The following is a 1,916-nucleotide window of genomic DNA, read 5'->3' on the forward strand; positions in this document are numbered from 1 at the left end:
CCTGTAGGGCGCGGAAACTCTGATTCGCGCGTGGGTCGGGCGGTCCGTACGATCGGCGGGTGGTTTTCTTTCTCGTGCATTTGGCTGCGCGGTGCCTGCTTCGGGTTATTGGCGGGAGTTCGTCTGTTGCTGCGCTGGAGGTGGAGAACGCGGTGCTTCGTCACCAGCTGGCGGTGCTGCGTCGGACGGTCAAGCGGCCGCCGTTGCGACGGAGGGACCGAGTGCTGCTCACCGCTGCCAGCAGCCTGCTGCCGAGGGATCGTTGGTCTGTGTTCGTGGTCAGGCCGCAGACGCTGGTTCGCTGGCACCGCGAGCTCGTCGCGAGGAAGTGGACGTACCGGCGCCGCTCTCCGGGTCGGCCGCCGATCGATCCTGAGCTCCGAGAGTTGGTGGTGCGCCTGGCAAGGGAGAGTCCCAGCTGGGGCTGCGTGCGGATCCAGGGCGAGCTGCGCAAGCTCGGCATCCGGGTGGGCGCGACCACGATCAGGACGATCCTGAGGCGTGCCGGTCTCGGTCCGGCCCCACGCCGGGATGGACCGTCGTGGAGCGAGTTCCTGCGAGCGCAGACGCAAGGAATGTTGGCCTGCGATTTCTTTACCGTGGAGACGGCGTGGCTGCGCACGCTGTACGTGTTGTTCTTCATTGAGCTGGGGTCGCGGCGTGTTCACCTCGCTGGAGTCACCGCAAACCCCGACTGCGCCTGGGTTGCCCAGCAGGGCCGCAACCTGGCGGTCGAGGAGCGGCTGGAGAACGTGCGCTTCCTGGTGCACGATCGGGACGCCAAGTTCTCGGGCCCTTTCGATCAGCTCATGCGCTGCGAGGGCGTGAAAGTGATCAAGACGCCGTTCCGGGCGCCGAAGGCGAACGCGGTCGCGGAGCGCTGGGTACGCACCGTTCGAAACGAATGTCTGGATCACGTGCTGGTGTTCGGCCGCCGCCATCTCGAGCACGTCCTTCGCGACTACGCGGCCCACTACAACGCCGAGCGCCCGCACCGCTCGCTGGAGCTTGCCGCTCCCGCCGGCTCACCCCAGATGCGGGCCTCGCCTCCCAGTTCGGAGATCCGCCGCCGAGACGTACTGGGCGGGCTGATCCACGAGTACTACGCTGCGGCCGCATGACCGGGCGAGATCGGGGCGTCGCGGCTGTCTTCGTCGTAGCGCGGAACCCAGAGGCCGACAGCAAGCTGCCCTACCTGCTGCGGCTCCCGCTCGAGGGCGGGCTGGTGCTCAAAGCACGGGAGCCGTGGCCGACGACCGCGCGCGTGTACTGCCACCGCTTCGAGGGCGCCTGGCCTAAAGAAGCCGAGACCGTCGAGGAGACCGCTGTCCTTTTGTGCCGCCGGCGGGGAGCGGCGATCGACCTGCTGCTCGATCGTCCCCGGCTGGCCCGCTCCCAGTTCGTCCTCACGCACGTAAAGGGCCGCGAGGCGATTTTCTGGCAGACCCAGAAGACCGCCCGCACCGCCAACCCGGGCGGCAGGATCCCCCGCCGGCGCATCCTCACCGACCCGGTCACGATCGCCACCGACACCAGGGAGCGCTACCCGTACCGCTTCGCCCAGCGGAACGTCGAGACGATTCGGGTTGCCCTCCCCGCAGGGGACTACGCGGTACAGGCAGCAGACGGAACCCTGCTCGCCGCGGTCGAGCGCAAGAGCCTCGAGAACCTCGCCGCCACACTCTCCGACGGAACACTCGCCTTCCAAATACAGCGGCTTGCGGAACTCCCCCTCGCCGCCGTCGTGGTCGAGGGCAGATACTCGGCGCTGTACAAGCTCGAGCACGTAAACGGCAGCTGGCTGGCCGACCAGCTGGCCCGGCTCGAGGTGCGCTACCCCGAAGTCCACCTGGTGTTCGCCGACTCCCGCCGCTTCGCCGAGGAATGGACCTACCGCTTCCTCTCCACAGCGCTCG

Annotated in this window: 2 protein-coding genes; both read left to right on the forward strand. The window is 68.1% G+C overall.

All coding sequences use genetic code 11. The features are described 5' to 3' along the window. Positions 1 to 152 precede the first annotated feature (152 nt). On the forward strand, positions 153 to 1,121 hold the full coding sequence (locus AABM41_09810; GenBank protein ID MEK6192591.1) for an integrase core domain-containing protein: 969 nt from the start codon (positions 153 to 155) through the stop codon (positions 1,119 to 1,121). Continuing rightward, positions 1,118 to 1,916 (forward strand): ERCC4 domain-containing protein (locus AABM41_09815; GenBank protein ID MEK6192592.1); only part of this gene is annotated, 799 nt, incomplete at its 3' end. The genes AABM41_09810 and AABM41_09815, both read left to right, overlap by 4 nt.

It is taken from the genome of Chloroflexota bacterium, assembly GCA_038040195.1.
Classification (GTDB): Bacteria; Chloroflexota; Limnocylindria; order QHBO01; family QHBO01; genus DASTEQ01.